This is a genomic window from Brucella pseudogrignonensis (genome assembly GCF_031454375.1).
Taxonomy (GTDB): domain Bacteria; phylum Pseudomonadota; class Alphaproteobacteria; order Rhizobiales; family Rhizobiaceae; genus Brucella; species Brucella pseudogrignonensis_A.
This window is the reverse complement of sequence record NZ_JAVDQT010000001.1, coordinates 1,245,317-1,271,286: the sequence shown is the minus strand read 5'-3', so window position 1 is coordinate 1,271,286 and position 25,970 is coordinate 1,245,317. Positions and strand designations below refer to the sequence as shown.

Sequence of the window (25,970 nt, the reverse complement as noted above, 5' to 3'; positions counted from 1 at the left end):
GCCCAGCGATATTGGCAAGCGATGGGCGGTTTATCTCGTGTAAAGGGTAAGAGATATGGCGCTCCAGAGTATGACAGGGTTTGCCCGCCACGCGATACAGTATGGTGCTGCCGATAGTGAAGCGCGCATCGTGTGGGAAGTGCGCTCGGTCAATGGCAAGGGACTGGACCTGCGTTTGCGCCTGCCACAGGGCTTAGAGGGTGCAGAACATGCCATTCGCTCTCTTCAGGCGCGCTATTTCTCGCGCGGCAATTTTCAGGCGAGCCTCAGTGTCGAGCGCGCAGAAGCGCAGGCAGGTTTTTCAATCAATCAGGCAATGCTTGATGAAGTGCTGAAACTTGGCGCTGAGTTGCAAGCCCGTCATGGTCTGGCACCAGCAAGCGTTGACGGTATTCTTTCCCTGCGTGGCATCATTGATCAGGCACAGGTAAGCGAAGATGAGAATGCACGCGCTGGCCTTGACGCGGCTGTTGTTGCAGCCTTTGAAGGCGCGCTAAAGGCGATTGCCGAAGCGCGCGCGCATGAAGGCAAGTCACTCTTCAACATTTTGTCTGGTCATGTCGATACGATTGAGCGTCTGACGCTTGAAGCGCGCAATGATCCATCGCGTAGCATCGATGCCATTCGTGCAAAGCTTGGCACACAGGTTGCACTGCTGATGGAAACCGGGCGCGATCTTGACGAGGCGCGGCTTTATCAGGAAGCAGCATTTCTTGCGACCAAGGCCGACATTCAGGAAGAGCTGGACCGGCTGGAAACCCATGTGGCATCTGCTCGCAAGCTGCTGTCCGATGGTGGCCCAATCGGACGCAAGCTTGACTTTCTTTCACAGGAATTTAATCGCGAAGCGAATACGTTGTGTTCAAAATCGAATGCGGCATCGATCACGGCAATCGGCCTCGAGCTGAAAGCGGTCGTCGATCAGTTTCGCGAACAGGTACAGAATCTGGAGTAACGGAAAATGGCCATCTCTTCGGTCGAACATGGCATTGCACGCCGCGGTCTGATGGTGGTGATTTCATCACCATCAGGCGCTGGTAAATCGACAATTGCGCGGCAATTGCTAAGCGATGCGGATATGAACCTTTCGCTGTCCGTTTCCGTGACCACGCGTGAACGCCGTCCAAGCGAAATTGAAGGCGTGCATTACCACTTCATCACCAAGCGCGAATTTGAGCGCCGTCGCGACAATGACGAGCTGATTGAATGGGCAGAAGTGCACGGCAATTTCTACGGCACGCTGCGCCAGACTGCTGAAGAAGCGCTGGCCGACGGCAAGGATATGTTGTTCGACATCGACTGGCAGGGTGCCGAGCAATTGCAGGCCAAAATGCCTGCCGATGTCGTGTCGATTTTCATTTTGCCGCCAACTATGCGTGAATTGCAGAACCGTCTTAATCGCCGCGCGGAAGACACCGCAGATGTGATCGAAACCCGTTTGCAGAATGCGCGTTTTGAAATCCAAAAATGGGCGAAATACGACTATATCGTTATCAATGAAGACCTTCAGCGCTCTTATGCAGGCATTAAAGGCATTATCATCGCGGAACGTCTGCGCCGTGATCGCCGTCCCGGACTTTTTGAATTTGTCGAAGGTCTTCTGGAGGAGAATCCGGAAATTTGACATGGTTCAAAGCGCGGGGAGGGCGCGACGTGAGGCCAGTTGTTATCGTTACCGGCGGCGGCAGAGGCATTGGCGCTGCCACCGCAATTCTCTTTGCACGTGAAGGATATAATGTCTGCATTAGCTACGTGAGCGATGCAGACGCGGCAAACGAAACTGTCAAAGCCTGCGAAGGCTTCGGTGCCAAAACAATCGCCGTGCGAAGCGATGTGGCCAACCGACAGGACGTTGCGGATCTATTTGCCGCCTGTGACAGTGTGCTCGGCGCGCCGCAATGCCTCATCAACAATGCTGGTGTCATCGGGCAAAGCACGCGCATCTCGGGACTTTCCGAAGAAGCACTCGAACAAACATTCAAAACAAATGTCTTTGGCTTGCTCTATTGCACGCAGGAGGCCGCTCGCCGCATGTCCACGGCAAATGACGGTAGCGGTGGCGTTATCATCAATATTTCGTCGGTTGCGGCAGTTCTCGGAAGCCCCGGCGAATATGTGCATTACGCTGCATCAAAAGGCGCAGTCGAAACCATTTCCATCGGCGCAGGCAAAGAGCTGGCACCCGAAGGCATCCGCGTAAATGCCATCCGTGTTGGGACAACCAATACGTCCATTCACTCAATGAATGGAAACCCGGATCGACCTGCAAAGATCGCAGCCATGACACCGATGGGACGTATCGCCGAGCCGGAAGATATTGCACAAACCGCGCTTTGGCTGGCATCTGACAAATCAGGATTTGTAACTGGCGCGGTGATTACCGTTGCGGGTGGGCTGAGCGCCTGATGATTTTGCCGATCAACTGGTAAAGTTTGGAACAGGATCAGGCGAGCCTGATCTTCACTCGATCCGTGTCTGCCACCAATTGCCGAAATGCTTCAAGAAATGACTTGCCGCCGAGCGTTGTTAAATCGCGCAGAGCTTCCACATTTCTGAATATCAATTCACATTCTCCGGGCCATCCGGGGCCGCCCCATTGCACGCCATCCCAGAATGAATCGAGCGTATAGCCAAAGGATTTCGGGTCGAGCACGGGCACTGTGTCGAGATAGCGTTGCCAGAGTTCGTTGGGGGATTTTATGCCGGTGCAGTCGATTTCATAGACCGGCAACATCAGTCGACCAGAATAAGGATTGCATCCACCACAGCCAGCGTGAAGAGCAGAGCGATCATAGTTGCGGCGGCTATCACCATCATACGCTTTTGTCGGGAACGCTTTTCAGGCTGCTTTCCGCTCCAGTCATATGGTGTTTCAGGCATAGTCTCCTCCAGTCAGGTCTTTGCAGCGAGTTTGCACTTTATAAGGACTGGATTGCAATACGATTGCCTTCACTATCTGTGATTTCTGCCACAAACCCGTTTTCGCCGATCTCAGTTTTGGGAAACAGGACTTCGCTGCCTTGTTCTGTCGCCTTTGCGATGACTTCGTCTATGTCGTCAACACTGAGATAGACGATCGCGCCATGAATGGTTGGGACGTAGACTTCACCTTCCGCGAGTGCACCGCTTGCGCCGTCTTTGCCTTCCTCAAATGGAAAATAAGCCATGCGGTTGCCGTGGATTTCAACCACGTCCCCAAAGCTGATGCCAAAAACCGTACTATAGAATGCGATGGCACGTTCGAGCTTCGTCACTGGAATTTCAACATGCGCGATGATGTTCACAAAGGCGCTCCATAGCGGGCAGGCGATGTTTCGCTGGCTTCTCGGATCGAGTTGAGAATGCGACCCCGGATGATGCCACTGACGGGCCGGATCAGATACCAGTAGGGCGTGAAACGCAGATGGCTTCCACGATCCGGGCAGAAGACGCGGGTTTCCGTGACAAGGCGCGTTTTGCCACCCTGTTCAGTCACTGTGAAGGCAAGTGCGAGTTTGGCGACGCCCGGCATTCTGAAGGCCAGATAGTCTTCTGCGCTTTCCATTTTATGAAGGCCGAAATCTGCTTTCCAGAATTTCCCGACCAGCCCATAAACCAGTGCTTCCCCCGGCTTATGCTCAAGCAACGTAAATTCATGAAGGCCAAACGGTGGGGCGACCGTGCTTTTCCGTCCGCGCAGCATTGCGAGCGCGCGCATTGGCACTTCGCGCAATGCAATCATGCAGCGGAAAAACGCGTCCGTTTCGGGCCGGTAGTTCATTGCTGCCTGCAAGACGGTTTCCGGCGAAGCGCTGACATCGCAGCCATGCACTTCGCTGAAACCATAGTCCGGCAGATATTTATCGATCAGTTGCATGAGCAGGATTTAAACCGCTGTACCGCCGACAGTCACCTGATCCATGCGCAAGTGCGGCTGGCCAACGCCGACCGGCACCCACTGTCCGCCTTTGCCACAATTGCCTGAGCCGGTGTCGAGTTTCATATCGTTGCCGATCATCGAAATGCGCTGCATGGCATCCGGGCCATTGCCGATCAGCATTGCGCCCTTGATCGGCGCACCGACTTTACCGTCTTCAATCATGTAGGCTTCGGTGCAGCCGAACACGAACTTGCCCGACGTAATATCCACCTGACCGCCACCGAAAGAAACGGCATAAATGCCCTTCTTCATGGAGGCGATGATCTCTTCCGGCGACTTGTCGCCAGAGAGCATATAGGTGTTGGTCATGCGTGGCATGGGCGCATGTGCGTAGGATTCACGGCGTCCGTTGCCGGTGGCTTCCATGCCCATCAGACGCGCATTCTGCCTGTCCTGCATGTAATTGACGAGCTTGCCGTCCTCAATCAGCACCGTGCGATTGGTCGGCGTGCCTTCGTCATCGATGGTGAGTGAGCCGCGACGCTCCGAGATTGTACCATCATCGACGACGGTTACGCCCTTGGAGGCGACTTGTTGGCCGAGGAGCCCCGCAAAGGCTGATGTCTTCTTGCGATTGAAATCGCCTTCAAGACCGTGGCCGACCGCCTCATGCAACATCACGCCCGGCCAGCCATTGCCCAGCACGATATCATAGGTTCCGGCGGGCGCTGGAATGGCTTCGAGATTAACCAGTGCCTGACGAAGCGCTTCATCGGCAACGCTTTGCCAGCTTTCGGTGGTGATGAAATCGCCAAAGCCCTTGCGTCCGCCAAGCGTATGCGAACCGGATTCCTGCCGATCGCCGTTGCCTGCAACCACCGAAACACTCAGCCGCACCATCGGGCGAATATCGCGCACGAAGTGACCATCAGCACGCAGAATTTCCACCTGCTGCCATGATCCGGCGATGGAAACGGAAACTTGTCGGACTTTCGGGTCTTTGGCGCGCAGATAGGCGTCAATCTTCTGTAGAAGCTGGACCTTGGCGTCAAAAGTCGGCGAGCCGATTGGGTTCTCGTCGGTGTAAAGATGACGATTTGTGCCAGCAGGTGCCGCCGCATAGCTACCGCTATGGCCGCTGAGCGTTGCCGAAACTGCATCCGATGCGCGTTTGAGAGCTGCGACGGACATGTCGCCTGCATGAGCATAGCCGATAGCTTCACCCGCCACCGCGCGCAGGCCAAAACCCTGATCCTGATTAAACGAGCCAGTCTTGAGGCGGCCATTGTCAAAGACGAGTGCTTCCGCCTCGCGATACTCCATGAAGAGTTCGCCGTCATCGCTGCCGTTCAGGCTCTGCGAAACAAGGCGTTCAATATCGTCACGGTTAACGTCGAAGCTATCAATCAGGCTTTTCATAAAAATAATCCTGCGGCATGTGTTTGTCACAGGATGTAAGCGCTAAATCGGTTGAGAACAACCATGAGAATAAGAAGTGTCGCGATTCTGGTGGTGACGAGGCGAAAACCGTGTACCGCGAGAACCGGAGCGCAGTGTACTTTAAGGTACATGAGCACCGGAAGCGCAGCGGGATGCGGTTTGCAGCCCGTCAGCGCCAGAATTTATTAGGGTAGGGCGTCGAAGCCTTCACCAAACGCTGTTAGATCAACCGGAATGCCCACGCCTTCTTCCGGTGTCTGGAAGACGATGAAGGTTGCAGACTTGCCGTTGCGGAATGTGTTGAGCAACTCGTCTTCTAGGATCACTTCTGCGTAGCAGCCGTCTTCAAAGCAGCGCACGAAATAAGCGCGGCCAATATCCTTGCCGTCGACATTCAGGCCCAGACCGTTTGGCAGTAATACGCCGAGTGGTGCAAGAACGCGCAAGATGCGTGCCTTGTTGTCAGCTGTCTTGAGAACAACGACTGAAAGGCCGAGTTCAGGACGCTTGGCTGCAACCACATTCTGAATGAGCGCGCATTGCTCAGTCTTTGCACCGGCTGGCGTATCACAAAGGATCGCCCATGGACCGTGCTGCGACTTCAATGTGCCGCTCTGCTGCGGTGTAGAAGGCGACTGACCGGATTCCTGCTGCGCAGTTGGCGCAGGAAGCTGTGCTGGCGTTTGTGCGAGTGATGGCAGTGTCGCAGCCGAAAAAATCAAAGCCGCACCCGTTGCAAGGGTGGCGAGGCGCTGGAAAACCGGGCGGCGGATGGATGGACGGAAAATCATGAAATCTCCAGATCGAATCACCGGGACGTTATCCTCTGAAACACACGGTGAAAAGCTATTGTCGCTTCCGCACCATTGTCGCAGAGGTCCTACCGACATCGCATCTGCGATGCGTCTCCGGCAGTTGCATCCATTATCACGCGGCACGTTAAAGGAAACCTTCCGCTAAATCATGGCTTCATTATGTGATTCTTGGTATTTTCCCAAGTTTTCGAAGGCTCGTGACGCTTTTAAGCAGGTTTACCGCACTTCTGAGATGCGAACTTCTAACGCAGGGCAGCGCGCAAAAATGCCGCACAGGAACATATTCGCCTTCCTTGCGGTGTGCGTTAAGGTGTGGTTTGAACGCTGACGGGGGATACGGCCGTCTGTACGTCCGGCGTCCAGCTCGCAAGAGCAAAAAGGGAGAGAGTTCTGGTGGATAAAATTGTTGCCACAACGAGGGGTGCCGTCGTTGGTGCTGTCGCATTGCTGTGGACAAGCGGTGCCGCTTTAGCGGATCAACCGCGTCCGTGGGAAATGACATTTCAAGCTGCGGCTACGGGAATAGCCGAACAGATTCATTGGTTTGAGCGCTATACGCTCTGGTTCATCGTGCCGATCACCTTGCTTGTTCTGGCGCTGCTGATCTGGTGTGTGGTGAAATTCCGCGCCAGCGCAAATCCTGAGCCATCCAAAACCAGCCATAACACGGCAATTGAGGTGATCTGGACCGTTGGTCCGGTGATTATCCTGCTGTTTCTGGCGGTTCCGTCGTTTCAGCTTCTGACCGCGCAATATTCGCCGCAGGATCCAACGCTGACCGTCAAGGCGACGGGCTATCAGTGGTATTGGGGCTACGAATATCAGACGGAAAACCCGGTCAGTTTTGATTCCCTTATTCTTAAGGAGAGCGAACGGGCTGCCGCAGGTAAAGAGAACCTCGCAGTTTATCCGCGCCTTCTGGCGGTCGACAATGAAGTCGTTGTGCCGGTCGGGACGACTGTTCGTCTGCTCGTAACCGCTGCGGATGTTATCCACTCATGGACCATTCCGGCTTTTGGTGTGAAGATGGACGCTATTCCGGGTCGCATCAATGAGGCCTGGTTCAAGGCGGACAAAGAAGGCCTTTATTATGGCCAATGTTCCGAACTTTGTGGCAAGGATCACGCTTATATGCCAATTGCTGTGCGTGTTGTCTCTGACGAGCAATATAACACATGGCTGAGTGCTGCAGCGTCGGATCTTTCGGGTGCCAATCGGGCGCTGCGGGATCAACTTGAAGACAAAGCAAACGATAAAGTAGCTGCGGCGAGCTTTTAAAAGCCCTGTACGCAACACTGTTGAAAGACGGGAGCGAATTCCATGGCTGGCACAGCAGCTCACGAGCATGGAGCCCATGACGACCATAAGCCAAAAGGCTGGGTGCGGTGGGTTTACTCGACCAATCATAAAGACATCGGTACGCTGTACCTGATTTTCGCAATCACGGCAGGCATTATCGGCGGCGCATTGTCGATCGCCATGCGCGCGGAATTGCAGGAACCGGGTATTCAGATTTTCCACGGCCTTGCGGCAATGGTTTATGGTGTTGAGGGCGATGCAGCTCTCGATGCTGGCAAGCACATGTTCAATGTTTTTACCTCTATGCACGCGCTGATCATGATCTTCTTCATGGTTATGCCTGCATTGATCGGTGGCTATGCCAACTGGATGATTCCGCTGATGATCGGCGCGCCAGATATGGCGTTCCCACGCATGAACAACATCTCCTTCTGGCTGCTGCCTCCGGCATTGCTGCTGCTGTTGATCTCACTGTTCATGCCTGCTTCACCCGGTACGTGGGGTGTCGGCGGCGGCTGGACATTGTATCCGCCGCTCTCAACCAGTGGTCAGCCGGGTCCGGCAATCGACTTTGCAATTCTTGCGCTGCATATCGCAGGTGTGTCGTCGATCCTTGGTGCGATTAACTTCATCACCACGATCCTCAACATGCGCGCTCCGGGCATGACGCTGCATAAGATGCCGCTATTTGCATGGTCGGTGCTGGTAACAGCATTCCTGCTGCTTCTGTCGCTGCCAGTTCTGGCTGGTGGTATTACGATGCTGCTCACAGACCGTAACTTCGGCACGTCATTCTTCGCGCCTGAAGGCGGCGGCGATCCAATTCTCTACCAGCATCTGTTCTGGTTCTTCGGTCATCCGGAAGTTTACATTCTGATCCTGCCGGGCTTTGGTATCGTCAGCCACATCATCTCGACTTTCTCACGCAAGCCAGTGTTCGGCTATCTCGGCATGGCTTATGCTATGGTTGCAATCGGCGTGGTCGGCTTTGTGGTCTGGGCGCACCATATGTACACGGTGGGGCTGTCACTTGATACGCAGCGCTATTTCGTATTCGCGACGATGGTTATCGCGGTGCCGACAGGCATTAAGATTTTCTCGTGGATCGCGACCATGTGGGGTGGTTCGATAACCTTCCGCGCACCGATGCTCTGGGCTATTGGCTTCATCTTCCTGTTCACCGTTGGTGGTGTGACCGGTGTGCAGCTTGCCAATGCCGGTCTCGACCGCGCTCTGCACGACACTTATTATGTGGTTGCACACTTCCATTACGTGCTTTCGCTGGGTGCTGTGTTCGCAATCTTCGCAGGCTGGTATTACTGGTTCCCGAAGATGAGCGGTTATATGTATGACGAATTCACCGCGAAGCTCCATTTCTGGGTCACCTTCATTGGCGTCAATCTCGTCTTCTTCCCGCAGCACTTCCTTGGTCTTGCTGGTATGCCGCGTCGTTATATCGACTACCCGGATGCCTATGCAGGCTGGAACATGGTGTCGTCCTACGGTTCCTACATTTCAGGCTTTGCCGTGCTGATCTTCCTCTACAATGTCTTCGAGGCATTTGCGAAGAAGCGCGAAGCAGGCGCAAACCCATGGGGTCCGGGTGCGACAACACTGGAATGGCAGCTTTCTTCGCCGCCGCCATATCACCAGTGGGAACAGCTGCCACGTATCAAGTAAACTTGCTTAGGGCGAATTTCCGAAAGGGGTTCGCCCACGCATAAAACTATGTTATGTGCAGGCGGCATTCAGTGCCGCATGCCATCGGCTTGCGGCTGGGAACGGAAATTCCGATAGGAGTGAATGCATTTCCGGGAGGGTACTGTTTATAGAATTGCCGATGTGCGTTCAGGGCCGAACGCAGCTTCGGTTGGTTGAATTTGAGGTTGTAAAAGTTAATGTCTCTGGTGGAAAAAAACACGGTTTCCGATGATGCATTCGCACTCTCCGAGGCGACAGCGCGGGATTACCTTGTACTGCTGAAACCGCGTGTTATGTCGCTGGTGGTGTTTACCGGACTTGTCGGTCTGGTGCTTGCGCCCGGTCACATGAATCCTGTTTTGGCAGCGATCAGCATTCTTTGCATCGCAGTCGGCGCTGGCGCATCTGGTGCGCTCAATATGTGGTACGATGCCGATATTGACGCGATCATGAAGCGCACAAAAAAGCGCCCCATCCCGGCAGGCGTCATCGCACCCAACCAGGTTTTGGCATTCGGCCTCACACTTTCCGCGTTCTCGGTGCTGACACTTGGCCTGATGGTCAACTGGCTTTCGGCAGCTTTGCTGGCATTTACGATTTTCTTCTATGCCGTTGTTTACACAATGTGGCTTAAGCGTTCGACGCCGCAAAACATTGTTATTGGTGGCGCTGCCGGTGCTTTCCCGCCAATGATCGGCTGGGCTGCGGCCACTGGCGAAGTCACATGGGATAGTGTTGTCCTGTTCATGATCATCTTTCTTTGGACGCCACCGCATTTCTGGGCGCTGTCGCTGTTTTCCAGCAACGATTATGAAGCTGCCCGCATCCCGATGATGCCAAATGTGAAGGGCGAGCTGTCCACGCGTCGTCAGGCGATGTTCTATGCGGTCATTATGGCGCCGGTCGGTGTGTTGCCTTATCTGATGGGCTTTGCGGGCGTCACTTATGGCGTGGTTTCGACACTGCTCGGTCTGGCTTTTGTTTATTATGCATGGCGCATGTGGATGGCAGACAGCGAAACCCAGATGCTTCTTGCAGCGCGCAAACTGTTCCGCTTTTCGCTCATCTATCTTTCAGCGATATTTGCCGTTCTGCTGTTTGAAGCTTTGACGATGAAGTTACTGAGCGGCTTTGGTATCCTCTGAGGAGATGGAATGGAGAGCGTCGTGACTGAAAAGACAGGGCAGAACCTGCCGACAGAAAAACTGGAACTGATCGTTCCGACGCCTTCGCAGAAAAAAGCACAGCGCAATCGCTCGATTGGTCTGGCGATTGCCCTGCTGTTGTTTGTAGTGCTTGTTTATATCGGCACGGTTGCCAAACTCGGTGCCAATATATTTGCGAGGACGATTTAATCGGCCTCAACTGATCGACTGTTATTCGTTTTCGGGAGGAGAAAATGGTTCAACAGCATGATAGTGACGAAAAACAGAAGAAGCTGAACCGCTCCAACCGGACGGTGGCGATTGCCTGCGTTTCTTTTTTCGTCTGCATGATTGGTGCGGCCTACGCTTCCGTTCCGCTTTATCGCATTTTCTGTCAGGTGACGGGCTATGGCGGCACGACGCAGCGGGTCGATCAGTATTCGGATACAATCCTCGACCGAACTGTAAAGGTACGTTTTGACGCCAACACGTCGAATGCCTTGCCTTGGGATTTCAAGCCGGAACAGCGCGAGATAGAAATTCGCATTGGTGAGACCAAGATGGTCAAATACAATGCCCGCAACCTGTTTGATGAACCAACCTATGGCCGCGCAAGCTTCAATGTTGCGCCGGGCAGGGCAGGCGCTTACTTCAACAAGGTGGAATGCTTCTGCTTTACTGATACGACGCTGCAAGCGGGCGAAAGCATGGAAATGCCTGTTGTGTTCTTCGTTGATCCTGAAATCGTCAACGATCCAGATTTGAAGGACGTGAAGACAATCACGTTGTCCTATACGTTCTTCCCGATTGATAAGCCGAAGCCTGTTGCGAATGCAAAACTGGCTCCGGCTGTTAATAGCGGAAGCTGACAAAACAGAATGCTTGCGGCACATAATGCCGCAAAGACAAACAAGCAGCACAGCTCTATGTTGTGTGAAGAAGGGAACGGTCTGATCGTGCCATTGGCGGACAGGCTGGAATGCATGAGAGAGGGCCCTCACGGGTCGCATGGGGAGAGACATGGCCGACGTTCACGAGAAGAATCACGATTATCATATTCTTGCACCCAGCCCTTGGCCGTTTCTGAGCTCGGTTGGTGCCTTCGTGCTGGCCATTGGTGGCATTGCATGGATGCGATACATCAATGCTGGTGATCTGCCTTTCTTTGGCATCAATCTGGCAACACCTTGGCTATTCTTCATCGGTCTCGCGATCGTTCTTTACTGCATGTATGCTTGGTGGGCAGACGCGATCAAAGAAGGTCACGAAGGCCATCATACGCGCGTCGTCGCGTTGCATCTGCGCTATGGCATGATCATGTTCATTGCCTCGGAAGTGATGTTCTTTGCTGCATGGTTCTGGGCATTCTTCGACGTCAGCCTGTTTCCAAATGAAGTGCATCAGGTTCTGCGCGCCGAATTTACTGGCGGTCAGTGGCCTCCAAAGGGTCTTGAAGTTCTCGATCCGCTGCATTTGCCGCTTTACAACACGGTTATCCTGCTTTTGTCGGGCACAACACTGACATGGGCGCATCATGCGCTGTTGCATAAAGACCGGTCAGGCATGATCATTGGTCTGGTCCTGACAGTCGCACTTGGCATCCTGTTCTCCTTCGTACAGTTCTTTGAATATGCGCATGCACCTTTTGAGTTCAAGGACTCGATCTATGGCGCAACCTTCTTCATGGCGACGGGCTTCCATGGCTTCCACGTCATCGTGGGTACGATCTTCCTGCTGGTTATCCTGTTCCGAGCCATGAAGGGCGATTTCACGCCGGAACGCCATTTCGGTTTTGAAGCTGCTGCATGGTACTGGCACTTTGTGGACGTGGTCTGGCTGTTCCTGTTCTGCGCCATTTATGTGTGGGGCAGCTGGGGCGCGCCAATGCATGGCGGCTGATCAGTGACTTGAATGAAGTGAGGGGCGGCCTTGGAAACTTGGCCGCCCTTTATTCTTTTCATGTGTGAGAGTGTGATGTCGGACCATCATCTTTATCCGCCGGTCGATCCGGTGAAGAGCGGAATGACAGGCCATTGCCCACGCTGCGGCGAGGGCAAGCTTTTCAACGGTTTTCTAACGCTTGCTCCGCGTTGCAGCGCTTGTGGACTGGATTATGCATTTGCTGACTCTGGCGATGGTCCGGCAGCTTTTGTGATCCTGCTTATTGGCTTTATCGTTGTTGGGGCAGCCTTGTGGATGGAGGTCAATTATGGATCACCGCTCTGGGTGCATTTTCTGCTGTGGGTGCCGCTGGCGATTATTTTAAGTCTTGTTGCTATGCGCAGCATGAAGGGTATTTTGATCAATCTGCAATATCGCAACAAGGCGGCACAGGGCCGTCTGGATGATGGTCAATGAAAAAGCCACAAAAGCCGAAAGCTTTTCCATGGGGTGTGCTGATCGCATCTCTTATCGCATTCGCGATTCTGGTTTCACTCGGAACATGGCAGGTTGAGCGGCTGCACTGGAAAGAAGCGCTGCTTGCATCGACGCAGGAGCGTGTCCATGAGGCTCCATTGCCCCTTTCCGAGATGGAGAAAATCTATCGCGACGAAGGCACTGTCGAATATCGTCCGGTCACGGTGTCCGGCACTTTTATGCATCAGGGCGAGCGGCATTTTCTGGCGACCTATCAGGGTCAGCCGGGCTTTAACGTCTATACGCCTTTGATGCTCGAAGACGGTCGCTTTGTGCTGATCAATCGCGGCTTTGTGCCTTATGAAAAGAAAGATCAGCAGACACGTCTTGATGGTCAACTCGATGGGCCGGTGACAATCACCGGGCTGGCGCGCGACCCGCTTACAAGCAAGCCCGGTTATTTCTTGCCGGATAATGATGCGGACAAGAATATTTTTTACTGGAAAGACTGGTCGGCCATGGCTGAAAGCGCGGATATTCCGTCGCTCGACGATGCGGTGCCGTTCTTTATTGATGCTGATAATAAGCCCAATTTCGGCGGTTTACCGATTGGCGGGATAACGATTATCGACTTTCCCAACAACCATCTTCAATATGCTGTGACCTGGTATGGGCTTGCTTTGGCGCTCTTAGGGGTTGTCGTGGCGTGGTTCTGGCGGTATCGAAAGGCTACAAAGACTTGACAAGGGCCTCGTTGAAGCCCAACTCCGGCTTTATAGAACTTGCGCCTCACGCCGAACCCAGCGAGCACGCTTCATGACCGATAACCGCCCCCCTCTGGAAATTCGCCTTTGCGGCCCGCGTGGGTTTTGCGCAGGTGTTGACCGGGCTATCCAGATCGTTGTGCTGGCGTTGAAGAAATATGGCGCGCCGGTCTATGTGCGCCACGAAATCGTGCATAATCGCTATGTCGTTGAAGGCTTGCAGTCGCGCGGGGCAATCTTTGTCGAGGAACTCGATGAAATCCCGGCAGAGCATCGCGATCAGCCGGTGGTATTTTCTGCCCATGGCGTGCCGAAATCGGTGCCAGCGGATGCAGAAGCCAAGAACCTGTTTTATCTTGATGCGACATGCCCGCTGGTTTCAAAAGTGCATAAACAGGCCATGCGTCATCAGCGTCTTGGGCGTCATGTGATCCTGATCGGCCATTCCGGCCACCCGGAAGTCATTGGCACAATGGGGCAGTTGCCGGACGGCACGGTCACGCTCATTGAAACGGTCGAAGATGCACGGGTGATTGAATTTGCCGACCCGGATAATCTCGGCTTTGTCACACAGACGACGCTTTCAGTGGATGATACTGCGGGCATTATTGAGGAATTGCAGCAACGCTTCCCGAATATGCATGCGGCGGCGGCGGAATCGATTTGCTATGCAACGACCAACCGTCAGGAAGCTGTGCGCCATGCAGCACCCGGTTGCGATCTTTTCCTGATCGTGGGTGCGCCAAACTCTTCCAACTCCAAGCGGCTTGTTGAGGTGGCAGAAAAGGCGGGCGCAGGCATGTCGCTGCTTGTGCAGCGCGCTTCTGAGATTGATTGGGACAAGATTGGCGATATTTCGGTTGTTGGCCTTTCTGCTGGCGCTTCTGCGCCTGAAATTATCGTCGATGAGATTATTGATGCTTTCAAGGCGCGTTTCTCGGTCAAAATTGAACTGGCTGAAACGACCGTTGAAACGGAAAACTTCCTGGTCAACCGCGAGATCCGCGATGTTGAGCTGACGGTGCAGGATATGGCATTCGTCAACGGCGAAAACCGGGTCGTCGGAATACCTAAATTAGAGCGCATCCCAAAAAGTGTGTAACGGTTTTTGGATAAGATGCGCGTGGTGAATATGGGGAAATAAGCGGCATGGCCGTCTATACAGACATTAACGAAATCGAGCTTGGCGCTTTTCTCGAGCAATATGACATCGGTGCATTGACCTCCTATAAAGGCATTGCAGAGGGTGTCGAGAACACCAATTATCTCCTGCACACCACCACCGGCTCATTCATTCTCACGCTCTATGAGAAGCGCGTGAACCGTGACGACCTGCCGTTTTTCCTCAATCTGATGCAGCATCTTGCAAAGCGCGGTCTCGAATGTCCGCAGCCTGTCGTGCGCCGCGATGGTGCGATGATTGGCGAACTTGCGGGACGCCCCGCCGCAATCGTGACCTTCCTTGAAGGCATGTGGATGCGCAAGCCAACAGTTGCGCATTGCGAGGAAGTTGGTCGGGGACTGGCTGAGATGCACCTCGCAGGCGAAGATTTTGATATGCGCCGTCGCAATGGCCTGACGCTGCCCGATTGGCGTCCGTTGTGGAACCTGTCGAAAGAGCGTGCGGACAGTGTTGAGCCGGGGCTGGTTGCAGAAGCGGAAGGCGATCTCGATTATCTTGAAAAGAACTGGCCAGCAGGTTTGCCGGAAGGTGTCATCCATGCTGATCTGTTTCAGGATAACGTGTTCTTCCTTGGCGACCGTCTGTCGGGTTTCATCGACTTCTACTTCGCCTGCACGGATATTCTCGCCTATGACGTGGCCGTGTGCCTGAATGCATGGTGCTTTGAGAAAGATTTCTCCTACAATCTGACCAAGGGCGCAGCGCTTCTTCGTGGTTATAATTCTGTGCGCCCGCTTTCAGGGGCGGAAATTGAAGCGTTGCCAGTGCTGGCGCGGGGTGCGGCTGTTCGCTTCATGCTGACTCGTCTTTACGACTGGATCAATGTGCCGGAAGGCAGTTTCGTCATGAAGAAAGACCCGATGGAATATGTGCGCCGTATGCGCTTCCATCGTCAGGTCACATCGGCAAGCGAATATGGTCTTGAAATGAACGGGGCTGACGCGTGAAGCATATTGAAGCTTTCACCGACGGCGCATGTTCCGGCAATCCCGGGCCCGGTGGCTGGGGCGCAATCGTGCGTTGGAATGACCATGTGAAAGAGCTCAAGGGTGGCGAAGCCGACACCACCAACAATCGTATGGAGCTGATGGCTGCGATTTCAGCGCTGAATGCGCTCAAAGAACCATGCGAAGTCGATCTTTATACTGATAGCGTCTACGTGCGTGATGGCATTTCCGGCTGGATTGAGGGCTGGAAGCGCAATGGCTGGAAAACAGCAGCCAAGAAGCCTGTGAAGAATGCCGAGCTGTGGCAGGCGCTGGATGAAGCGCGCAAGCCGCATAAGGTGACGTGGCACTGGGTTAAAGGCCATGCAGGCCACCCGGAGAATGAACGCGCTGACGAGCTTGCGCGTGCCGGTATGGAGCCGTTTAAATATAACGGCTATAAATCGCTTCAAGTGAAGTAGTCACATTCTGATATTTGAATATGAAAAGGCCGCGCTGGAAACCAGCGCGGCCTTTGTGTTTGGAAACAGGTTACTTGCCCTGTTCGAGTTCTGATGGGTCTTTCAGGCGACCCGTCAGCGAGAATGCGAGCAGCGAAGATACCAGCATAACTGCACCAACGATGAACATCGGCATTTCGTAAAGACCAGTCCAGTCCTTGACGAGACCTGTGATGTAAGGTGCTGCAAAGCCTGCAATGTTACCAATCGTGTTGATCAGTGCGATACCTGCAGCAGCTGCAGTACCCGTCAGGAAGCGCGATGGAATAGCCCAGAAGTTAGGCAGGGCCGAGAAGATCGCGCAAGCTGTGATCGTGATCATCAGGATCGTGGTCGCAGGTGTCGGCATGAACAGAGCCGCTGGGATGGCGAATGCACCAACCAGTGCCGGAATACCAATGTGCCATGGACGAACGCCACGCTTGGCTGCATCGCGGCTCCAGAAATAGAGAGCAAATGCGGCTGGCAGGTATGGAATCGCGGTGATCAGACCCTTGTCGAACACGTCGAACTTGGTGTTGAACTGCTGTTCAAAGCCGCCAATAATCGTCGGCAGGAAGAAGGCCAGTGCATAAAGGCCGTAGATCAGACCGAAGTAAACGATCGACAGAAGCCAGACGCGCTTGTCTGTGAGAGCAAGGCCGCTGCGGTGTCCCGGAGCCTTTTCCTTGATCTTTTCTTCCTGAGCGAGAGCGCCATTCAGCCAATCGCGTTCGTCCTTGTTCAGCCACTTGGCGTCATCTGGTGTGTCAGGCAGATAGAAGAAGGTGATGATACCTACAACGATTGCAGGAACTGCAACGCCGAAGAACATGATCCGCCAGCCTTCGAGGCCAAAGGCACCGTGCATAGCGATCAGTTCTGCCGCAAGCGGCGCACCAATCACAGTGGTGAGCGGCTGTGCAAGATAGAACAGCGCCAGAATCTTGTTGCGGTGACGCGAAGGCACCCAGGTCGACAGGAACAGAATAGCGCCCGGGAAGAAGCCGGCTTCTGCAACACCCAGCAGGAAGCGCAGAACATAAAGCTCGGTTGCGCTCGAAACCCATGTGAACAGAAGGGCGACGATGCCCCATGTGACCATGATGCGGGCAAGCCATTTGCGCGCGCCAAACTTGTGCAACGCAAGATTGCTTGGAACTTCAAGAATGATGTAGCCGACAAAGAAGATACCGGCTGCAAAACCGAACTGTGCTGCTGTGAGCGCGAGGTCGGTTGTCATCCCGTTCGGACCAGCAAATGAAATTGCGGTACGATCCAGGAAGTTGATGAAGAACATCAGCGCGATGAACGGGACGAGCCGGATCGAAATTTTCGATATGGCCGACTTTTCAGCGGGCGTCATTACGTGAGATTTTTGCTGCATTGCAGATCCTCCCTGCTAGCATATTAATCGAAGCGAAGGAGCTTGAAGGGGTGTATATCAAAAGATATTGCACATTCCGGCGGCAACTGCGCTTTTAAATAGGCAGATAGCTAATGATTGCGACATGCCGCCGCAAGCGATTTATTATCAGCGATTTGTGATATAAGCTCACAGGTATGCTCAGATGCTAACGAGGGTTTCTATGCGGCCACTTCCTTCTTTGAATGCGCTTAAAGCTTTTGAGGCTGTGGCGCGTCACCGTTCGATGACGCGAGCGGCAGAAGAATTATGTGTTACGCATGGAGCAGTTAGCCGTCAGATCAGATCGCTGGAAGATTCGCTGGGCGTCCTGTTGCTTACACGCAATGCGCGATTGAGCGATCCAACGCCGGAAGGTGCGCGGCTTGCGGAAGGTTTGGCCAGCGCATTTTCAATCATTGAGGGCAGCATTGAGCGTGTGAAACCGGGGCCGCTGACGCTGTCCTGTTCGTCGTCAATTATGATGGAGTGGATCATTCCGCGCATTGGTCGCTTTCACGATAGTCACCCGAATATCGAGTTGCAGTTCAATATGAACTATGACCGGATTGATTTCATGCGTGATAAAATCGGTATCGCAATTCGCTCCAGCGTGATTGAACCGCCGGCAGATGCTGTGATCCGGGATATGGGGCGTGAGGAAATAGGCCTTGTCTGCGCGCCGTCTTATCTCTCGCAATGCCCGCTGATTGATCCTGCTGATCTCGCACAGGCGTCAGTGCTCGCGACCCATACGCGGCTGGAAGCTTTTGCAGATTGGCAGAAAGCGGCCCGTGCAGATTTTCCGGCTCCGGAACCGAAATCTACATTCCATCACTTCTATTTGTTGATTCAGGCTGTGCTGTGCGGCTTGGGCGTTGCGGTGGTTCCGCATATGCTGGTGGCCGAGCATATTGCATCGGGCCGATTGGTTGCACCATTTGGCTTCCGGCCGGGGCCGCGTCGGATGCTTTTGTGGATTGCACCACATAGAGCGGGACAGCCGGATTCGCTTGCGCTTGAAAAATGGCTGACACGCGAAATGCGCGCCCCACTGCAAAAGCAGGGCGCGTTGTAATTCAGTTTAAAGTTGTTCGATCAGCGTTGCAGCACCTGAAGTCACGGCCTGTCCAGCCTGTTCTTCGATGTTGAGGGTCTTGACGACGCCGTCTTCAACGATTGCCGAGTAACGCTTCGAGCGAATGCCGAGGCCGCCTGCAGTCGCATCAAGCTCAAGGCCGATTTCCTTGGTGAAAATTGCGGAGCCGTCGGCGAGGAACGTGATCTTACCTTCGCCACCAGTGCTCTGTGCCCAAGCGCCCATGACGAATGGATCGTTGACCGAAACAACAGCGATTGCATCCACACCCTTGGAAAGAATGGTATCGCGGTTTTCGAGATAGCCCGGCAGGTGGTTGAGATTGCAGGTCGGTGTGAAAGCGCCGGGAACTGCGAAAAGAACGACTTTTTTGCCAGCGAAAACTTCATCAGTCGTCACTTCTTTAACGCCATCCGCAGTTTTTACCTTGAAGGTTGCTGCGGGGAGCTTGTCACCAACTTTGATCGTCATTGTTTTCTCCTGAAGGTGAGCTTCTGCCGTTATGGCCCACCTGTATGAATGGCTGAATTTCATCTGCCTTTGCGCGAAGCAAGGCCACGACACTTAAGCCGATAACGGTGAGTTTCACAATTTCAAATTACGGGATGTCAAAGCTAATCAAGCTTAACTTGCCCCGACACTGCCTTGCCATTCTGCACAAGCGTGTAGTCAATCAATGCGCCGCCTTTCGCTTCGTTATAAAGCATTGCGGTAAAGCGGGATGGGCCATCAGGCTTTGCTTCTGAAAGATTAAGCGTTTCACTGCCGACAAACAGTTCAGCAGGTGCGGTCACGTCAGGAATTGCGATCTCGAAAACGGCTTTGTTGTCCGTTCGCTTCGCACTTTTGATGCCAAAATCGGCAGAAGCAGGCGCGGGGAGGCGGTCAAAGGCCGTTTCGATAATGGTGCGCGTCGCGATGGCTTGCGGCGATTGATCTGTCGCTTCATTTAATGGGAAGTCGAACTCAGCCTGAACCGGGATGCAGATCTTATCGCAAACGCCGAGAAAAACATTGCCTTTCAGACGATCTGCACCGGGCTTTGATGTGAATGTCAGCGGCAGGGACACAGATTGCTTGTATCCAATACCCCCTTCATCGCCCTCGCCAAAATAAACGGGGGTCGGGAAATCAATGCGTGCTAGAGTGTCGCCTTCAATATTGATCTGTGGCGGCACGCCTGCATCGCCCGGGTTGCGCCAATAGGTTTTCCAGCCGGGATTAAGAGTGATCTGCAATGCGCCGCGCTGTTCTTCGCCAGACTTCGTGTCCTCAAGAATAACACGCACCTTACCGCCGGGCGTTTCCGTCCATTCGGACGTTGCAGCCTGTGCATTAATAAGAGTGCCTAACAGAACCGGCAGGGCAAGAAATTTGACTGATCTCATGCAGCGACATTGATTGAAAATCATGTTTCAATCAAGGCCGTGTTTTTGCTGGCATATTGTCGTTTTAGGCTTTCATCAGCAGATTGAAAACGACAGTCAAAAAAATCACAGAGCCCAAAGCAATATGCATCAGGAGGGCGATATTGGAGATGACGCGCAACTGCGTATAATCTGGGAAATGATTGCTGATTTCTTCAGGCGGTGTTGGGTTGTGCCAGAGATAAAGTGCAAAGCGATAATTGCCGCGTGGCATGGTGAAAATATAATAGAGATCAGAGACATCGCCGATTGTTTTCGTCATTGATGGACTTTGTCTGATGAAATCAATGAGTGGAGACAGTTTTGTCTGCACATATATAGAGTAAATTAGGAAAATAGTGGCTGAAGCCAGTATTATATAAATCAGCATAAATACTATTCTTTTCAATCCATAATTGCATTTCTTGCGGGCAATGTTTCTGCACTGTGCGAACAAAAATCAAGTGATCTTTACCACGACAAGAAACTTTGCGCGATTTTCATTGTCATTTGGCACAGTCTTGCTACCTTGATCTTTATGACCATTCTCAGGAAGCCAAACCAGGAGCAGGGTTTCTTAAACGGGCAATTCCTGCTTGCCATGCCCGGAATGAATGACGAGCGTTTCGCCCGCGCGGTTATTTATATTTGTGCCCACTCCGAAGAGGGCGCTATGGGCTTCATCATCAATCAGCTTCAGCCGGTTGGGTTTCCAGATATTCTCCGTCAGATCGGGATTGTTGACGACGAAGACCTGATTATGCTGCCAAAGCGTGCGCAGAATATGGTTGTGCGCAATGGAGGCCCTGTTGACCGCTCACGCGGATTTGTCCTGCATAGCGATGACTATATGGTCGACTCGACAATGCCCGTCACCGAAGACATATGCCTGACTGCAACCGTTGATATTTTGCGAGCGATTTATGGCGGCGGTGGACCATCGCAAGCTTTGCTGACGCTCGGCTATTCGGGATGGGCGCCGGGACAGCTTGATATGGAGTTTGCGGAAAATGGCTGGCTGGCCTGTTCAGCGCCGATGGATATGCTTTTCGACAGCGATATTACCGGAAAATACGATCGATTGATGGCCCGGATGGGCATCGACATGACACGGCTCGTCTCCGAAGCCGGTCATGCCTGAATAAGTTGTCTAAGCTGCCGCTGCATCTTGCTGTTCACGCACGATGCGTGTTGCATCATCGCGGCTTGCGGGTTCACCGAACATAAAGCTCTGCACATATTCGCAGCCCATCTGGCGCAATTGCAGCGCGTCGTTTTCGTTATCAACGCCCTCGGTAACAACAGCCAGACCAAGATCATGCGCCATGCTGACGATGGATCGCAGCAGCGTTGCCTTCTGTGGTTGATCGCCCTTAACGAAAGAGCGGTCGATCTTGATGATGTCGAACGGGAAGCGTGTCAGATAGGCAAGCGACGAATAACCAGTTCCGAAATCATCAAGCGATAGGCCGATACCCATCGTTTTGAGCCGTGCAAGCACATGCGCCGATTGCTCTGGGTTTTCCATCAATACAGATTCGGTGAGTTCCAGCTTGAGCGTGCCGGGTTTCAGATGAATACGCGAGAGAACCGAACGCACATCATTGATAAGATCCTGCCGGATCAACTGCGTGCTTGAGAGGTTGACGGAAACAAACAGATTGAGCTTCGGGAACTGTTCCTGCCATGCGTAGAGATCTTCGGCAGCACGTTGAATGGCAAACAGACCAAGCTGCACGATCAGGCCGGAGCTTTCTGCAATCGGAATGAACTCTGATGGAGAGATGCCGCCGCGGCGCGGGTGCTCCCAACGCATCAGTGCTTCAAAGCCAGCAATTGTACCTTCATCAAGCCGCACAATCGGCTGGTAGACGAGACTGATTTCATCGCGTTCGAGGGCGCGTCGCAGATCGGATTCAAGCTGTAGCTTGTCGCTGCCAATCGCCCGGAATGCTGGACGGAATGGCTCGATGCGGTCGCCACCGAAGCGCTTTGCCTGATGCATGGCAAGCTCGGCGTCTTTGACAAAATCTTCGGCTGACGCGGCCGTTTTCGTCCATGTGATCAGGCCGATCGACGCTGTCAGCACGATTTCACGCTTAGCATAGGCAATCGGCGCGCGAACGGCTTGTCGTAAGGCTTCAGCAAAGGCTGCAATGCGACCGGGGTCGTTTTCAGATGCCAGTAGCAGACCGAACTGGTCGGAGGACAGGCGCGAAAGTGTATCCTGCGGCTTCATCAAACGCGACAGGCGGCGCGAGATCGTAAGTAGGATTGTGTCACCTGCCGACATGCCAAGGCTGTCATTGACCTGTTTGAAACGGTCAATGTCGATTATGAATACGGTCGGATGCAGTCTGCTTTCGCCGCGCGCCATGTTCATAATGTTGCTCAGGCGATCAAGGAACAGCTCACGATTGGGTAAGCCAGTCAGATTGTCATGAACTGCATCATGCAGCAGCCGTTCTTCCGCCTTTTTCTGCTCAGTCACGTTTACCAACGTGCCGACACAGCGCACGATTTCACCATTGGATCCCATGACAGGGCGGGCGCGCAGTGCATACCAGTGATAATGACCATCATTGGCGCGCAGACGGAAAATCTGGCCAATGCGTCCGCGACGGTTTTCTAGAATGGCATCCAGTGTCGAGCGGAAACGATCACGATCATCCGCATGCATCGCTGGCAACCAGTTACGCACCGGGCCTTGCAGTGAACTTGCTGTATTGCCGAGATAGTTAGCAATGTCGGGTGTGGTGACAACGCGGTCGCGTGGAACGTCCCAGTCCCAGACAATGTCGCCTGCACCAATCACTGCAAGCGCCTGACGTTCCATGTCGGAAAGCAAGCCTTGCTGGAGCGCGCCGCCTGAAAAAGCGTGCTGCATCACGGTAAAGCCAATGAGCAGAACAATCAGCACCAAGCCGCCGCCAAGTGCTGGCTGAATGATGTCATTATCGAGTTGTCCCGACACCGTCATCCAGGCGCCAAGCAGCCAAATCAGCGTGAGCAACCATGCCGGTATGAGCATCACCGCTCGATCATAGCCTTTGATTGCCAGATAGCCGATGATGAAAATGCCCGATACGACCGTGAGTGCCAGCGACATGCGTGCAATGCCGGAAGCAACAGGCGGATCAAAGACGGCAACACCGGCGAGAGCCAGAAGGCCTAGCACCCACGTGACCGCGCCATAGCTGAAATGGTCATGCCAGCGATTGAGATTGAGGTAGGTGAACAGGAAAATCACCAGAGAGGCGGCAAGTGCGACTTCGGTACCCGCTCGCCAGACCTGTTCATTTCCGGGCGTTATCTCCATCAGCTTGTTCCAGAAGCCGAAGTCAACGCAGATATAGGCGAGAACGGCCCATGCGAGTGCTGCGGTTGCAGGAAAAAGCGAGGTGCCCTTGACGACAAAAAGAATTGTCAGGAACAGTGCCAAAAGGCCGGAAATGCCGAGTAGAATGCCGCGATAAAGCGTGTAGGAGTTGACCGCATCCTTGTAAGCTTCCGGTTCCCACAAATAGAGCTGTGGCAGATTATGCGACGAAAGCTGAGCGACGAAGGTGATAACTGTCTTCGGATTAAGCGTGATGCGGAAGACATCGGCGTCTTCGCTTGGCTGTCTGTCGAGCGTAAAGCCCTCACTAGGCGTTATCGACGAAATACGCGCTGACCCAAGATCAGGCCAGATTATGTTCGAGCCCACAAGGCGGAAGTGCGGCGCAACGAGCAGACGATCAATCTGTTCGTCTGTCGGATTTGCAATGGAAAAAGCCGCCCAGTCACCAGACGCGTTTGAATTTGGCGCAGCCTGCACCTCAATACGGCGCACAATGCCATCAGCGCCCGGTGCTGTGGAAACCTGAACGCTTTCGCCCTGATTGCGCAGCAACTCTACAGCGCGCGATAGGTCAAGAGCGGTGTCGTCTCTGGAGATTTTTATTGGTTCGACGGCAAGAGAAGGAATTGCTGAACAGGTGAGGATGATGATCAGCGCTATAAAGCGCAGAAAAGCTGAAGCGAACCTGTTTGTTATACCATTCACGAGCGTTCAACCTTGCCATTGATCATGCGTAGATCGCTTTCTATCAGGGCAAACAACAGGTGGTCCTGCCAGAAGCCATTGATCTTGAGATAAGAGCGCAACAGTCCTTCTCTCTGAAATCCGGCTTTTTCGAGAAGCCGTATCGAACGAACATTATGGGGAATACAGGCAGCTTCGATCCGGTGCAACCTTAGTTCATTGAATGCAAAGGGGATAACCAATGATAAGGCTTCGCTCATATACCCTTTGCCAGCCGCTGATATGCTGCTCCAATAGCCAACCATACCGTTCTGGCCGACGCCGCGTCTTATGTTGCCCAGCGTTATCCCACCGAGAAGTCGATTGTCTTTGCTGTCAAAAATAAAAAAGGGATAGCCGGTGCCGTCGGACATTTCTTCCTGAACGCGGCGCAACCGATGACGAAATGCGCTTTTCGTCAGATCGTCATCAGCCCAGGTCGGTTCCCATGGCGTGAGAAAGCCGCGACTTTGCTCGCGCACATTGGCCCATGTCGCGAAATCACTTAGCATTGGCTCGCGCAAATAAACACGCTGCCCACGAAGAAGTGTCGGATTGCTGCGCCGGAATGGCAGGCCGATCATGCTGGTTCTCGTGTTGTTGATGAAGCGAATAGGCTGTTTTTAGAATATGCAACAGTGTTGCATAATTTCTCTATGAAATTACAGCCTATTCTCCGATCCGTTAAACAGCAATCTTCCTTGTATGTGCGCTGGTCGAAAGAGCGTCTGTAAGCCCTTCAAAGCTCATCAGACGTCCAACAGGGCCAACACCGGCGATTGTAGGCTTGCTGTCGAGGAACATACGGCCAGCAAGATCGCTCAGGCGTTCAGGCGTAATGAGCGACAGGCGGTCCATTAGCTCATTGTTTGGCACTGGACGACCATAGAGAAGGAACTGACGTGCGATCTGTCCGGCACGGCTTGCTGCACTTTCCTGCGACATCAAAAGGCTCGCGCTATATTGCGCACGCGCACGATTAACTTCTTCGATACCAATGGAATCTGCAGCCTTATGCAACTCATCAATAATGACGGGGAGAAGCTCTACGAGTTCATCCTTGCCAGTGGCTGCATGAATGCCGAAAAGGCCCGTATCGGAAAAGCCCCAATGAAAGGCATAGACCGAATAGCAGAGACCACGCTTTTCGCGCACTTCCTGAAACAGGCGGGATGACATGCCGCCGCCTAGAATCATTGACAGAAGCTGCGAAGCGTAAAAATCGCGCACATGATAGGCGCGACCTTCAAAGCCGATCAAAACCTGTGCATCCATCAAATCGCGATCTTCGCGGAAATCGCCGCCAACATATGTCGCGAGATCAAGGGTTGGTGCCGTGTTATGAGCACGGAAACCGCCCAAACGCTTCTCGACTTCCTTCACAAAATCATCGTGGTCAACGCCACCAGCAGCCGTCACAACCATACGGTCAGCGCTGTACTGCTCGTCCATATATTGACGCAGATCAGCGGACGTAAACGACATCACGGTATCCGGTTCACCCAGAATGGCGCGCCCGATTGGCTGGTGACGGTAGGCTGTTTCGGTGAAGCGGTCGAAAACGATATCATCAGGCGTATCATGGGCTGCCCCGATCTCCTGCATGATGACCTGCTTCTCACGCTCAAGTTCAGCTTCGTCGAACTTGGAGGCAGTCAGGATGTCAGCAAGAATATCGATTGCCAGCGGCATGTCGTTGCGCAGCACGCGTGCATAATATGAGGTGGTTTCGACGCTCGTTGCAGCATTGATTTCGCCGCCAACATTTTCGATGTCAGAGGCAATCTGCCAGGCCGAACGCTTCTCCGTACCCTTGAAGGCCATATGTTCAAGCAGATGAGCGATTCCGTGACGGTCGGGCGCTTCGTTTCGCGCGCCTGCTTTTACCCAGATACCCAACGCAACGCTTTCCACATGCGGCATGTTATCCGTTACAATGGTCAGGCCATTGGAAAGACGCGTTACTTCAACACCCATATGCAAAATGCTCCCATTGTCCCATTC

Annotated in this window: 29 protein-coding genes; 16 read left to right on the top strand and 13 right to left on the bottom strand. The window is 53.5% G+C overall.

The genetic code is table 11. From position 1 onward, the window contains the following. Nucleotides 1–55: 55 nt before the first annotated feature. Genes J2782_RS06430 through J2782_RS06420 form a run of 3 tightly spaced genes read left to right on the top strand, consistent with a single transcriptional unit; the run spans nt 56 to nt 2,406 of the window. Nucleotides 56–955 (top strand): YicC/YloC family endoribonuclease, encoded by a 900-nt coding sequence (locus J2782_RS06430; protein WP_310010778.1) that lies wholly within the window; start codon nt 56–58, stop codon nt 953–955. A 6-nt stretch (nt 956–961) separates the two neighbouring features. Continuing rightward, the gene (gene gmk / locus J2782_RS06425) at nt 962–1,624 is read left to right on the top strand and encodes a guanylate kinase (RefSeq protein WP_250040289.1); all 663 of its coding nucleotides are present in this window, start codon (nt 962–964) and stop codon (nt 1,622–1,624) included. 29 nt (nt 1,625–1,653) lie between these two features. Further along, nucleotides 1,654–2,406: an SDR family oxidoreductase gene (locus J2782_RS06420; RefSeq protein ID WP_310010777.1), complete on the top strand. Its 753-nt coding sequence runs from the start codon at nt 1,654–1,656 to the stop codon at nt 2,404–2,406. A 37-nt stretch (nt 2,407–2,443) separates the two neighbouring features. Here J2782_RS06420 and J2782_RS06415 read toward each other — a convergent pair whose 3' ends face one another. The 6 genes from J2782_RS06415 to J2782_RS06390 form a co-directional block, all read right to left on the bottom strand. Beyond that, nucleotides 2,444–2,734, bottom strand: a complete 291-nt coding sequence (locus J2782_RS06415; RefSeq protein ID WP_310010776.1) for a hypothetical protein — start codon at nt 2,732–2,734, stop codon at nt 2,444–2,446. Then, the gene (locus J2782_RS06410; RefSeq protein ID WP_153223297.1) at nt 2,734–2,880 is read right to left on the bottom strand and encodes a hypothetical protein; all 147 of its coding nucleotides are present in this window, start codon (nt 2,878–2,880) and stop codon (nt 2,734–2,736) included. Before J2782_RS06410 ends, J2782_RS06415 begins: the two co-directional genes overlap by 1 nt. Before the next feature lie 38 nt (nt 2,881–2,918). Beyond that, nucleotides 2,919–3,284, bottom strand: coding sequence for a VOC family protein (locus J2782_RS06405; protein WP_310010775.1), 366 nt, complete (start codon nt 3,282–3,284; stop codon nt 2,919–2,921). After that, nucleotides 3,281–3,856, bottom strand: a complete 576-nt coding sequence (locus J2782_RS06400; RefSeq protein WP_310010774.1) for a hypothetical protein — start codon at nt 3,854–3,856, stop codon at nt 3,281–3,283. The genes J2782_RS06405 and J2782_RS06400 overlap by 4 nt, the downstream gene beginning before the upstream one ends. 9 nt (nt 3,857–3,865) lie before the next feature. After that, complete coding sequence (gene tldD, locus J2782_RS06395) at nt 3,866–5,278, bottom strand: metalloprotease TldD (RefSeq protein WP_310010773.1); 1,413 nt, start codon at nt 5,276–5,278, stop codon at nt 3,866–3,868. A 206-nt stretch (nt 5,279–5,484) separates the two neighbouring features. Next, nucleotides 5,485–6,090 carry an invasion associated locus B family protein gene (locus tag J2782_RS06390; RefSeq protein WP_250040298.1) on the bottom strand — a complete coding sequence of 202 codons (606 nt, stop codon included), beginning with the start codon at nt 6,088–6,090 and terminating at the stop codon, nt 5,485–5,487. Nucleotides 6,091–6,507: 417 nt separating this feature from the next. Between J2782_RS06390 and coxB the strand changes: the two genes are divergently transcribed. The 11 genes from coxB to rnhA all read left to right on the top strand — a co-directional run bounded on the left by coxB (nt 6,508) and on the right by rnhA (nt 15,972). Further along, nucleotides 6,508–7,392 carry a cytochrome c oxidase subunit II gene (coxB, locus tag J2782_RS06385; RefSeq protein ID WP_310010772.1) on the top strand — a complete coding sequence of 295 codons (885 nt, stop codon included), beginning with the start codon at nt 6,508–6,510 and terminating at the stop codon, nt 7,390–7,392. 42 nt (nt 7,393–7,434) lie between these two features. Next, nucleotides 7,435–9,093, top strand: a complete 1,659-nt coding sequence (ctaD, locus tag J2782_RS06380) for a cytochrome c oxidase subunit I (protein ID WP_250040300.1) — start codon at nt 7,435–7,437, stop codon at nt 9,091–9,093. A 218-nt stretch (nt 9,094–9,311) separates the two neighbouring features. Further along, complete coding sequence (cyoE, locus tag J2782_RS06375; protein WP_310010771.1) at nt 9,312–10,259, top strand: heme o synthase; 948 nt, start codon at nt 9,312–9,314, stop codon at nt 10,257–10,259. Between the two features lie 21 nt (nt 10,260–10,280). Continuing rightward, nucleotides 10,281–10,469 (top strand): hypothetical protein, encoded by a 189-nt coding sequence (locus tag J2782_RS06370; RefSeq protein WP_404989594.1) that lies wholly within the window; start codon nt 10,281–10,283, stop codon nt 10,467–10,469. A gap of 44 nt (nt 10,470–10,513) precedes the next feature. Continuing rightward, on the top strand, nt 10,514–11,128 hold the full coding sequence (locus J2782_RS06365; protein ID WP_310010770.1) for a cytochrome c oxidase assembly protein: 615 nt from the start codon (nt 10,514–10,516) through the stop codon (nt 11,126–11,128). A gap of 151 nt (nt 11,129–11,279) precedes the next feature. After that, nucleotides 11,280–12,158, top strand: coding sequence for a cytochrome c oxidase subunit 3 (locus tag J2782_RS06360; RefSeq protein ID WP_250040304.1), 879 nt, complete (start codon nt 11,280–11,282; stop codon nt 12,156–12,158). Nucleotides 12,159–12,233: 75 nt separating this feature from the next. Then, a complete protein-coding gene (locus J2782_RS06355; RefSeq protein WP_310010769.1) occupies nt 12,234–12,617 on the top strand; it encodes a DUF983 domain-containing protein in 384 nt (127 codons plus the stop codon). Next, nucleotides 12,614–13,360, top strand: coding sequence for an SURF1 family protein (locus J2782_RS06350; protein ID WP_310010768.1), 747 nt, complete (start codon nt 12,614–12,616; stop codon nt 13,358–13,360). Before J2782_RS06355 ends, J2782_RS06350 begins: the two co-directional genes overlap by 4 nt. A 73-nt stretch (nt 13,361–13,433) precedes the next feature. Beyond that, the gene (ispH, locus tag J2782_RS06345; protein WP_310010766.1) at nt 13,434–14,483 is read left to right on the top strand and encodes a 4-hydroxy-3-methylbut-2-enyl diphosphate reductase; all 1,050 of its coding nucleotides are present in this window, start codon (nt 13,434–13,436) and stop codon (nt 14,481–14,483) included. A 47-nt stretch (nt 14,484–14,530) separates the two neighbouring features. Beyond that, nucleotides 14,531–15,511, top strand: coding sequence for a homoserine kinase (locus tag J2782_RS06340; protein ID WP_310010764.1), 981 nt, complete (start codon nt 14,531–14,533; stop codon nt 15,509–15,511). Beyond that, complete coding sequence (gene rnhA, locus J2782_RS06335; RefSeq protein WP_310010763.1) at nt 15,508–15,972, top strand: ribonuclease HI; 465 nt, start codon at nt 15,508–15,510, stop codon at nt 15,970–15,972. The genes J2782_RS06340 and rnhA overlap by 4 nt, the downstream gene beginning before the upstream one ends. Nucleotides 15,973–16,042: 70 nt before the next feature. Here the strand turns inward: rnhA and J2782_RS06330 are convergent, their stop codons facing one another. After that, nucleotides 16,043–17,377, bottom strand: a complete 1,335-nt coding sequence (locus J2782_RS06330) for an MFS transporter (protein ID WP_310010762.1) — start codon at nt 17,375–17,377, stop codon at nt 16,043–16,045. A 202-nt stretch (nt 17,378–17,579) separates the two neighbouring features. Here J2782_RS06330 and J2782_RS06325 point away from each other — a divergent pair, with 202 nt between their 5' ends. After that, a complete protein-coding gene (locus tag J2782_RS06325) occupies nt 17,580–18,473 on the top strand; it encodes a LysR substrate-binding domain-containing protein (protein ID WP_310010760.1) in 894 nt (297 codons plus the stop codon). A gap of 6 nt (nt 18,474–18,479) precedes the next feature. Here J2782_RS06325 and J2782_RS06320 read toward each other — a convergent pair whose 3' ends face one another. The 3 genes from J2782_RS06320 to J2782_RS06310 form a co-directional block, all read right to left on the bottom strand. After that, nucleotides 18,480–18,965 carry a peroxiredoxin gene (locus J2782_RS06320; RefSeq protein ID WP_250040318.1) on the bottom strand — a complete coding sequence of 162 codons (486 nt, stop codon included), beginning with the start codon at nt 18,963–18,965 and terminating at the stop codon, nt 18,480–18,482. 143 nt (nt 18,966–19,108) lie between these two features. Beyond that, a complete protein-coding gene (locus tag J2782_RS06315; RefSeq protein ID WP_310010758.1) occupies nt 19,109–19,882 on the bottom strand; it encodes a protein-disulfide reductase DsbD domain-containing protein in 774 nt (257 codons plus the stop codon). A 64-nt stretch (nt 19,883–19,946) separates the two neighbouring features. Next, nucleotides 19,947–20,183, bottom strand: a complete 237-nt coding sequence (locus tag J2782_RS06310; RefSeq protein ID WP_310010757.1) for a hypothetical protein — start codon at nt 20,181–20,183, stop codon at nt 19,947–19,949. A gap of 255 nt (nt 20,184–20,438) precedes the next feature. Here J2782_RS06310 and J2782_RS06305 point away from each other — a divergent pair, with 255 nt between their 5' ends. Next, on the top strand, nt 20,439–21,041 hold the full coding sequence (locus tag J2782_RS06305; RefSeq protein ID WP_310010756.1) for a YqgE/AlgH family protein: 603 nt from the start codon (nt 20,439–20,441) through the stop codon (nt 21,039–21,041). A gap of 9 nt (nt 21,042–21,050) precedes the next feature. Here J2782_RS06305 and J2782_RS06300 read toward each other — a convergent pair whose 3' ends face one another. The 3 genes from J2782_RS06300 to J2782_RS06290 form a co-directional block, all read right to left on the bottom strand. Then, the gene (locus J2782_RS06300; protein ID WP_404989608.1) at nt 21,051–23,939 is read right to left on the bottom strand and encodes an EAL domain-containing protein; all 2,889 of its coding nucleotides are present in this window, start codon (nt 23,937–23,939) and stop codon (nt 21,051–21,053) included. Between the two features lie 5 nt (nt 23,940–23,944). Next, entirely contained in the window at nt 23,945–24,550 is a 606-nt protein-coding gene (locus J2782_RS06295; protein WP_310010754.1) for a GNAT family N-acetyltransferase, read from the bottom strand. A 100-nt stretch (nt 24,551–24,650) separates the two neighbouring features. Then, nucleotides 24,651–25,943, bottom strand: a complete 1,293-nt coding sequence (locus J2782_RS06290; RefSeq protein WP_310010753.1) for a M16 family metallopeptidase — start codon at nt 25,941–25,943, stop codon at nt 24,651–24,653. Between the last annotated feature and the right edge of the window lie 27 nt (nt 25,944–25,970).

Coding starts and splice junctions, on each gene's coding strand:
- gmk (WP_250040289.1), top strand. CDS start 962: ATGGCCATCTCTTCGGTCGAACATGGCATTGCACGCCGCGGTCTGATG.
- J2782_RS06355 (WP_310010769.1), top strand. CDS start 12,234: ATGTCGGACCATCATCTTTATCCGCCGGTCGATCCGGTGAAGAGCGGA.
- J2782_RS06430 (WP_310010778.1), top strand. CDS start 56: ATGGCGCTCCAGAGTATGACAGGGTTTGCCCGCCACGCGATACAGTAT.
- J2782_RS06310 (WP_310010757.1), bottom strand. CDS start 20,183: ATGACGAAAACAATCGGCGATGTCTCTGATCTCTATTATATTTTCACC.
- J2782_RS06390 (WP_250040298.1), bottom strand. CDS start 6,090: ATGATTTTCCGTCCATCCATCCGCCGCCCGGTTTTCCAGCGCCTCGCC.
- J2782_RS06350 (WP_310010768.1), top strand. CDS start 12,614: ATGAAAAAGCCACAAAAGCCGAAAGCTTTTCCATGGGGTGTGCTGATC.
- J2782_RS06400 (WP_310010774.1), bottom strand. CDS start 3,856: ATGCAACTGATCGATAAATATCTGCCGGACTATGGTTTCAGCGAAGTG.
- ispH (WP_310010766.1), top strand. CDS start 13,434: ATGACCGATAACCGCCCCCCTCTGGAAATTCGCCTTTGCGGCCCGCGT.
- J2782_RS06365 (WP_310010770.1), top strand. CDS start 10,514: ATGGTTCAACAGCATGATAGTGACGAAAAACAGAAGAAGCTGAACCGC.
- J2782_RS06340 (WP_310010764.1), top strand. CDS start 14,531: ATGGCCGTCTATACAGACATTAACGAAATCGAGCTTGGCGCTTTTCTC.
- J2782_RS06320 (WP_250040318.1), bottom strand. CDS start 18,965: ATGACGATCAAAGTTGGTGACAAGCTCCCCGCAGCAACCTTCAAGGTA.
- J2782_RS06315 (WP_310010758.1), bottom strand. CDS start 19,882: ATGAGATCAGTCAAATTTCTTGCCCTGCCGGTTCTGTTAGGCACTCTT.
- J2782_RS06325 (WP_310010760.1), top strand. CDS start 17,580: ATGCGGCCACTTCCTTCTTTGAATGCGCTTAAAGCTTTTGAGGCTGTG.
- J2782_RS06305 (WP_310010756.1), top strand. CDS start 20,439: ATGACCATTCTCAGGAAGCCAAACCAGGAGCAGGGTTTCTTAAACGGG.
- J2782_RS06290 (WP_310010753.1), bottom strand. CDS start 25,943: ATGGGTGTTGAAGTAACGCGTCTTTCCAATGGCCTGACCATTGTAACG.
- J2782_RS06330 (WP_310010762.1), bottom strand. CDS start 17,377: ATGCAGCAAAAATCTCACGTAATGACGCCCGCTGAAAAGTCGGCCATA.
- J2782_RS06410 (WP_153223297.1), bottom strand. CDS start 2,880: ATGCCTGAAACACCATATGACTGGAGCGGAAAGCAGCCTGAAAAGCGT.
- tldD (WP_310010773.1), bottom strand. CDS start 5,278: ATGAAAAGCCTGATTGATAGCTTCGACGTTAACCGTGACGATATTGAA.
- J2782_RS06415 (WP_310010776.1), bottom strand. CDS start 2,734: ATGTTGCCGGTCTATGAAATCGACTGCACCGGCATAAAATCCCCCAAC.
- ctaD (WP_250040300.1), top strand. CDS start 7,435: ATGGCTGGCACAGCAGCTCACGAGCATGGAGCCCATGACGACCATAAG.
- cyoE (WP_310010771.1), top strand. CDS start 9,312: ATGTCTCTGGTGGAAAAAAACACGGTTTCCGATGATGCATTCGCACTC.
- J2782_RS06295 (WP_310010754.1), bottom strand. CDS start 24,550: ATGATCGGCCTGCCATTCCGGCGCAGCAATCCGACACTTCTTCGTGGG.
- J2782_RS06360 (WP_250040304.1), top strand. CDS start 11,280: ATGGCCGACGTTCACGAGAAGAATCACGATTATCATATTCTTGCACCC.